General features: G+C 62.2%; 6 protein-coding genes and 1 pseudogene. 4 read left to right on the top strand and 3 right to left on the bottom strand.

Features of this window, described 5'->3' with window-relative positions; translation table 11 throughout:
• Nucleotides 1–415: 415 nt before the first annotated feature.
• The 3 genes and pseudogenes from FYC77_RS11745 to FYC77_RS11735 all read left to right on the top strand — a co-directional run.
• Nucleotides 416–1,048 (top strand): annotated as a pseudogene (locus FYC77_RS11745) (Eco57I restriction-modification methylase domain-containing protein); the annotation flags it as partial.
• An 817-nt stretch (nucleotides 1,049–1,865) separates the two neighbouring features.
• On the top strand, nucleotides 1,866–2,045 hold the full coding sequence (locus FYC77_RS20705) for a DUF7836 family putative zinc-binding protein (protein ID WP_149081690.1): 180 nt from the start codon (nucleotides 1,866–1,868) through the stop codon (nucleotides 2,043–2,045).
• Nucleotides 2,046–2,300: 255 nt separating this feature from the next.
• Nucleotides 2,301–2,537, top strand: a complete 237-nt coding sequence (locus FYC77_RS11735; protein WP_149081689.1) for a UPF0058 family protein — start codon at nucleotides 2,301–2,303, stop codon at nucleotides 2,535–2,537.
• A 180-nt stretch (nucleotides 2,538–2,717) separates the two neighbouring features.
• Here FYC77_RS11735 and FYC77_RS11730 read toward each other — a convergent pair whose 3' ends face one another.
• Nucleotides 2,718–3,167 (bottom strand): DUF555 domain-containing protein, encoded by a 450-nt coding sequence (locus FYC77_RS11730; protein WP_149081688.1) that lies wholly within the window; start codon nucleotides 3,165–3,167, stop codon nucleotides 2,718–2,720.
• A gap of 98 nt (nucleotides 3,168–3,265) precedes the next feature.
• Here FYC77_RS11730 and purM point away from each other — a divergent pair, with 98 nt between their 5' ends.
• On the top strand, nucleotides 3,266–4,267 hold the full coding sequence (purM, locus tag FYC77_RS11725) for a phosphoribosylformylglycinamidine cyclo-ligase (RefSeq protein WP_149081687.1): 1,002 nt from the start codon (nucleotides 3,266–3,268) through the stop codon (nucleotides 4,265–4,267).
• Nucleotides 4,268–4,480: 213 nt separating this feature from the next.
• On the opposite strand, the gene FYC77_RS11720 is transcribed toward purM, so the two are convergent.
• Nucleotides 4,481–5,017 (bottom strand): macro domain-containing protein, encoded by a 537-nt coding sequence (locus FYC77_RS11720; RefSeq protein ID WP_149081686.1) that lies wholly within the window; start codon nucleotides 5,015–5,017, stop codon nucleotides 4,481–4,483.
• A gap of 146 nt (nucleotides 5,018–5,163) precedes the next feature.
• On the bottom strand, nucleotides 5,164–7,563 hold the full coding sequence (gene tmcA, locus FYC77_RS11715) for a tRNA(Met) cytidine acetyltransferase TmcA (RefSeq protein WP_149081685.1): 2,400 nt from the start codon (nucleotides 7,561–7,563) through the stop codon (nucleotides 5,164–5,166).
• Between the last annotated feature and the right edge of the window lie 123 nt (nucleotides 7,564–7,686).

Raw genomic sequence — 7,686 nt, 5'->3', positions numbered from 1 at the left:
CCTCCTCATTCCTCTCAAAAAGATGCCTCGATAAGTCGCCGCTGTCACGTGGTTTCTCGCTTAGCTAAAGACGGATAGTGGTGCAGATAATAGGATTGAGGCCTGTTTCGATAAGACAGGATATTACAATAACGACAATGTTACGAATGTCGTCCGTTGGAGCGAGGAAATCTTAGGCAAACAGTCTCCGAAAAGCTTCGAGCCATTAGATGACACAGAATCATTTGATGTAAGAGCGATAGTTGGTATATTCAACTCGAATCTCATCACATATTACTTCTCCCAATTTCTCGCAACTGGAACACTCCAAGGAAGCTATTCCAGTATATATCCAGACGATATCCGAAAGATACCGATTCACAACGCTTTGTCAGATAATAATAACTTAGTGGCGGACCTAGAAGATTTAGTCAGAGAGATAATGAAACTTCGAAAAGACAGAAGTTCGCTTAATCTTTCCCTTCTCGATCACTTGGGGACTTTCTCTAACGAGGTGGCTATTTCTAAGATAGGATTCAGCCAACCACCAGAAAATGCAGCCGACTCCATCCTCACTGACACCACCGAGGACCGCGAGAACCTCCGCATCGGCTCCGTCGAGGTCGTCCGCGAGTCCGACTCGAGTCTCGAGATCAGACTCACCGCGCGCTACAAACCCGAAAACGAAGACGAGTTCGAGACCGACCGCTGGGGGTACACCGAAACCGAGTTCGAACCCGCACTCCGGATTTCGGATCTCACCGAGACCGAAGCCGACCTGATCGAAGCGTTCGTCCCCGTCGCCGTCGAGGAAGCCGGCGGCTTCGCGAACTTCCGGGAAACCGCCACCAAGACCAACTCGCTCGTGGATCGCCTGCGGAAGCTCACCCTCCCCGCCGTCGACGACGTCAAAGACGGCCTCGAGAGCTACCTCGAAACGAAGGCTCGAGCCGAGGAACTCGAGGAGAAAATCGAGAAGACCGACGACCTAATCGATGAGATCGTCTACGAGTTGTACGGGCTGACCGACGAGGAAATCGAGATCGTCGAAGACGCTGTTGGTGAGTAACACCGCGGCCGACGAACTCGGATGTGACTCTCTCGAGCAGGTGATTCGACCGAACACCACGTTGAGCGAGAGAGTCCGCTACGGGATGTGTCCGATCGACGTGGGTGCCATGCTCGGTCGGAACGATCATTCCGAATCGTTGCTGACCGGGAGAGATGATGGGTAATCCTAATATTCGACGACCATGTCCATCAGAATTGATAGATTTTTTAGTGCCCAATCATGTGATGGGACAACATGAGGCCGCTCAGTGATCAGTGTAAAGAACACCTCGAAAACGCATTAGCGGAGGAGAACCCCTCCGAGAAGGATTTTTATATTCGGCAGGTGCTGCAGATGTGTATTAGCGACCATCACCCAGAAGAATACGGGCAACAGTAAGTTTCGTCCGCTCGAGTCGACCGCCCTCTCGGGTCGATGCGCCGAATATCGAAAGGGGAAAGCCCCCATCCCCCTCTCGAGATCGGATTCGTCCGGGTGGCGAGGAACCGGGATTACGGGCGAGTCCCATCGGCAGTTGACCGTTATCGATCCGCCGTCGCCGACGGCACTGGACGCAGTTGTGGCAACGACTGTGCGCCCGTCCCCGCCACAGACCCTAACGTCACCCACTCGAATATACTTGTCGGCCATCTGGTGGGTGATCGGATTTCACAACCGAGTATATTGAACGTACGGCACTCTCCAGCGCCAAAGCGTGAAAATTAGCCCGCCGACTGATCGATCTATCTGCTAACTTCGTTGAAAATACCTGTCCAATGTCGAGACAGCATCCGGGTCGACAAGGTTTTTCACGGGCGGTGTGTAATCACATACCATGGACGAAACGACCGTTCGACTGTTGTGTCCAGAATGTGGGAAAGATTGGCAGGTCACGCCGGGGGAGCTTCCGGCCTCGACCGAGATGTTTCACTGTCCGAACTGTCACGCGTCGCGTCGAACGGCGGAGTTTATGCGAACCGATCGAGACCTTCAGACGTTGAAACAACTCGGGTAGCCGGAACGTAACCGACGGGTTTTCGAATTCGCTGTTCCCGTTCGCAGTGGGCTACGCCGAGGGAAATCGACGGGTAAACCAGGTGTTTCCCGAATTCGGGGATGCCCAACAGCGTCTTAGACGACGGTTTCGCCCAGTCAGTTATCGGTTCGAATTGGTTTGCGATCTCGACAGTCACGAAGGCACAGCATAAGATGCATGGTAACGCGACTCAAGATAATAATATAACCCTGCAGTGGGTAGGAGTGGATGGTTATGAAGAAGCAGGAGCTCATTCACCTTCACGGACTTCTCGCGGAGGTATCGAACCAGTGTGCAGAGTGGAATGACTGTCAGATCGACCTCGAGGAGTACGAATCGCGCGGTATTCGACCGACATCGATCCACAAATCGAAAACGGACCACAAAGCAGCCGTCTTTGCGCTCGCCGGTGGCATCACGACCAACATGCGCGAGGACGAACAGGAAGTCGTCGCCGCAACCGCTGACTGAATCTCGCGTCGTATTCTCGGGTACACTACCCACCGACTGGTGAGACCGTCTCTCTCGTCTCGCTGGAATCTCGGACGACAGTGTCTCTGTCCCCCAGAGAGGAAACACTACGGAGTCTCGCCACGACGGAGCCGAGTCGTCACGGAACGCTCACGGACATCGTCCGTCGGAAACGAGCGATTACTCGACGAGATCCTCGAACTCGGGGAGGATTTCGTCCGACTCCGACTCGTCGTCGTTCGCCTTCGACTCGTCGTCGTCGGTCTCGGGTTCTTCGTCGTCGGTCGACTCCTCGTCTTCGATCGTCTCGATTTCCGTAACCTCGAGTGGGATGTTCTCGAGGCGTTGACCGATCTCCTTTCTGGCGATGCGCGAGGCGTGTTCCTCGCGCTCGACGTTGAAGACGGTCATCTCGAGCTCGAGAGCGACCAGCGCCTCGTCGGCTGCGATAAACGCGGGTGGAAGCTCCTCTCCCGATGGGGACGTCCGTTCGCCCATATCGATCTCGACGTAGTTTAAGTCAGGGTTCAGCATCTCGCCCGTCTTCGAGATGGCGATTCGGATCGCCTCGTCTTCCGTCTCCACGTCGAACACCGGCACAGCAGCTTCGACGACAACCCTGCAGTTCATACCCAACTGTTGGGTCGCCTGTAGTATGAAGGTTCGCCCCACACCCCCCACATCGGCGGACCGGTGATCTTTTGGACGACCCACGCGGTCGTTCGCACATGACCGAGACAGCCGACGACGACCCCGAGGAGGGGGGCGAGGGACTCACGTACGCCGAGACCGGCGTCGACATCGAGGCGAGCGAGGACGCGACCGCCGCGTTGCTCGAGGCCTTTGGGAGCGACCTGCGAACCGAGTACGCCGGCTTGGTCGACATCGGCGACCGGTATCTGGCGCTTGCGACCGACGGCGTCGGCACGAAACTCCTCGTCGCCGAGGCGATCGAGGACTACTCGACGATCGGCATCGACTGCATCGCGATGAACGTCAACGATCTCGTGGCGGCGGGCGTTAGGCCCGTCGCGTTCGTCGACTATCTCGCGATCGACGATCCCGACGAGGAACTCACCAACCAGATCGGCGAAGGGTTGGCCGTCGGCCTCGAGACGGCCGACCTGACGATGCTCGGGGGCGAGACGGCCGTCATGCCGGAGGTCGTAAAAGGGTTCGACCTCGCGGGAACCTGCGTCGGTCTCGCCGAAAAAGACGCGGTACTCGAGGGCGAGGCCGCCGTCGGCGACGTCCTCGTCGGCGTTCCCTCGAGTGGCATCCACTCGAACGGGCTCACGCTCGCTCGCGAGGCCGTCACCCGCAATTACGAGTACACCGACCCGTTCCCCCACGACGAGAGCCGGACGATCGGCGAGGAACTGCTCCGTCCGACGCGGATCTACACCGACTTGCTCGAGCCAATGGGCGACCACGGCGTCCGGGCGGCGGCCCACGTCACGGGTGGCGGCTGGACCAACCTCCTCCGGATGGGCGAGCGCCGCTACGTGATCGACGATCCACACCCCGCCCAGCCGATCTTCGAGTTCGTCCAGACGGAAGGCAACGTCACCGACGAGGAGATGCACCGCACGTTCAACATGGGGACCGGCTTCGTCGTTGCACTCCCCGAAGACCGGGCCGGGGCGTTCGTCGACGAGACGGGCGGCGAGATCATCGGTCGCGTCGAAGCGGGCGAGTCCGTCGAGATTCGCGGGCTCTCGCTTTCCTGAGCGTCTGTTCTTCTCACACGTCGACGCGTTCTGACAGGACTGCACTCGGGACGTGTCGAACGGAGTATGTTATCGATCGAACAACACGTGAACGCTATGCCCGCAATCGTCGCCAGCGGCGTCGTCTTCCTCGCGGCACGTCCCCGAAATCGACCGAAGGTTTCCGGCTAAGACCGTCGATATTTTCCCGTTTAGGTCACTGCGGCGGCCCCCTCACTGATCCGCTTCGCTCCCTTCGCTCAGCTCCGATTCCGTCGTCCCCGTCGCCACACGAATCGCGTCGTACTCCTCGTCGCTGTAAGCGATAAATCGAACCCCCTCTAGCGTCTCCGGCTCGTAGCCGTCGATCACATCGCCGATGATCGCCGCGCCATCGGCGAGGTCGAAGCCGGCGACCCCACAGCCAAGCGCCGGCAAGACGAGCGAGCGACAGCCCAGTTCGTCGGCCGTCTCGAGTGCGTTCCGCGTCGAATCCCGGACGCTCTCCGCGGTCGCCTGCCGGTCTCCGTAGTGGGCCATTGCGGCCGCGTGAATGACGTACTCGGCGTCGAGATCGTAGGCGTCCGTGACCACGACGTCACCGAGGTCGACGGGTCCCTCGTCCATCGCCTCCTGATTGAGTTCCTCGCCCGCCTCCCGGCGGAGTGCGCCGGCGACGCCCGACCCCATCCGCAGGCTGGTTCCCGCGGCGTTGACGAGCGCGTCGGCGGACTGTGCTGCGATGTCTCCCTGGACGACGTCGAACTCCATGCAGGGCGATACATCCTCGACGTGGTTGAAACTGTGGCCACCACAGCACCGGCTCGGTCGGGTGTCGACTACCGTAACTCACGTCGCCGTACGCACCGACCCGAACCGTCACGTCGCCGTGCGAACCAGACCTGCGCCAGTCGATCTCACTCCTCGAGAAAGCGCTCGCGTACCGAACGCGCCGCCTCGGAACCGTATCGATCGACCAGCGGGCGGAACGTCTCGCCGAGTGCCCGCATGCACTGTCTCGTCGAGTGATACTCGAGACGGTCGGCGACGGCCGGCCACGCTCGGCCCTGGAGAACTCGCAACACGAGCAGGCGTTCCTGGCGATCCTCGAGTGCGACGGAGTCGGGAGTCTCCACCAGATATCTGACCGCGAGCGCGCGAAATGGGCCCGGATCGACGTCGAACAGGCCGGGGCCGTAGGCCGCACCGGCGACGATCCGCCACTCGTGGTCGGAGAGTTCGAGCGCCGGCGCGGCGCGCTCGTCGACGCTGCCCAGGAGTTCGCGGACGGTGTCCGGCTCGAGATCGGCGAGGGCGTCGGTCGAGAGGGCCGAAATCCGGCGGGCGAACCACCTCGCGTGCCGATCGTGAAGCGCCCGACCCCCGTCGCTTGCTGGTCGAAGCATGAGCGCCGAGTGTTTCCCGCTGGCGTCGTTTCGAGTGCCCGAGACGTGGACCGTCCGATACCCGTTCTCGCGCCAAAACGAGAGGAGGCCGGGCGTCGCGCCGAACCCGGTTCCGAGCCAGTCGACGGAGTCGTCCTCGTCGGCGGTCCCTCCACGGCCTGCGAACTCCGCCTCGACGCACTCGAGGAGTTGCGAACCGAGTCCTCGCCCACGCGCGTCATGGTGTGTGGCGATCCGGACGATCCTGATCCCACGAGGGCGTCCCGCCTCCTCGTCTCGAAGCTGGCTCGTGAGCACGTCCGGAAGCATGTTCCCGCGTACGCGTCCGCCTTCGTACATCGTTTCTCGCGTCTCCGCCGAGAGTCCACCTTCGCGTGCGAGCAGGGCAACGCTGGCGACGTGTCCGTCGTGGACCAACGCCCGAGTCTCGAGGTTTGGAGCGTCGAGCAGCCGCGCGAGGTCGTTGGGTTCGGTCCGGTAGTGGGCGAGGACGAGCAGGCCAAACGCCTCCCGGAGGAGCGACTCGTCGGCGAGCAACTCGTCGGGCTCGAGACGGCAGTACTCGACGGTTTCCGGCTGTGCGTCCGCGACGAGGGGAGCCACCGGCGGTCGCGCGTCGAGCAACAGCGCCCGAAAGCCCCAAACCTCGAGTGGATCACCCGCGGCGTAGCGGATCGGCTCGACGAGCGTTCGATCGACGACCTCGTGGTCGCTGTCGGCGAGTCGGTCGCGAAAGCGCACCGAGAACCCTCGGCCCGCCCCCTCGTAGCCGTGGGTCGTCGTCGCGAACGCGATCCGATCCGCTTCGAGGAACGCCTCGAGCCGGGAAACCGGAAACGCGGCCGCCTCGTCGACGATCACGACGTCCGGTGTTTCACCCCGTCCGTCGATCCCTGAGCCGTCTTCGTCCGTCGGGGTGCTCTCGCCGACGGCGGCCGCGGGCTCGAGAAACCGAACGCGACCGCCGTCGACCGTCTCGAGGAGCTCTGACTCGACGATCGTCGCGGCCTCGAGGCGGTTACAGAGTTCGCCGGCACGGTCGAACACCTCTCGAGCGTTTCGTCGATCGGGTGCCGTGACGAGAACGTCGGCCCCGGCGGCGGCGAGTGCGCCCGCAGCCAGCCCGGCGGCGCTCGACTTCCCGCGACCACGGTCGGCCTGGAGGACGAGCGCCCGCTTCCCGCTCCCATACCCGTTCTCACACTCCCGATCGCCCTCGCTCTCGCTTTCACCCGCGAGGGATTCGAACGCGGCGACCGCCTCGGCCTGGTCGTCGGTCAGGCACGCGTCGTACGTTTCGGGCGGGAATAGATGCTGGTCGGGCGACAACCGTTGGTGGCGCGAATCCGACGACTGCTCGCCGTCGGTCGCCGGATACCAGCGCGGGGCCGGATGCGTCAACCCGTCGGCCTCGAGTCGGCCGCTCGTGAGGTCGACGACGGCGATACCGCGGTGGGCCCGGAGGGTGTCGACGAGTCGCCGTCGAAATCGACCCGTGACCTCGGACAACGAGAACGGCGGGACTGCAAGCGACTCGTCGAACCCGCCGCGACGATCGGGCCAGTCCTCGAGTGACGGGACCAGCAGGATGAACAGGCCGCCGCCGTCGATTGCGCCGAGAACGCTCCCGAGCGCGTTCGGTCGGAGACCGCCGTGGGTGTCCAGCGCGACCGCGGTTCGGGTCGTCCCGAGCAGTTCGCCCGCTCTCGACTGGGAAACGCACTCACAGCGCAGTCGATCCTCGGAACCGACCAGCGTCGTGTCCGTGATCGGGATCGGGAGCGCCTCGAGGGCCGACTCGAGGGCGTCGTGTCCCCGTTCGCGGTCGCCCGCGAGCACGAGCGCTCGCCGCTCGTTCGTTCGCTGCGCTTCGTCGAACAGCGAACCGGCGACCGAGGCGACGTTCTCCATCGGTATCCCCGGTTTGGTCGTTCGACGGTAAGATACTGCCGGACTGGCGGAAACCGGCGGACGGCACTGACTGGCCTTTCGCTGAACGCGACGACGGGAAACGTGTGTCTCCGAGTAGTTGCT

Source organism: Natrialba swarupiae, assembly GCF_008245225.1.
In the GTDB taxonomy this organism is placed as follows: domain Archaea; phylum Halobacteriota; class Halobacteria; order Halobacteriales; family Natrialbaceae; genus Natrarchaeobius; species Natrarchaeobius swarupiae.
Note: the sequence above shows the minus strand (reverse complement) of the source record. Positions and strands in the feature narration are given on the sequence as shown.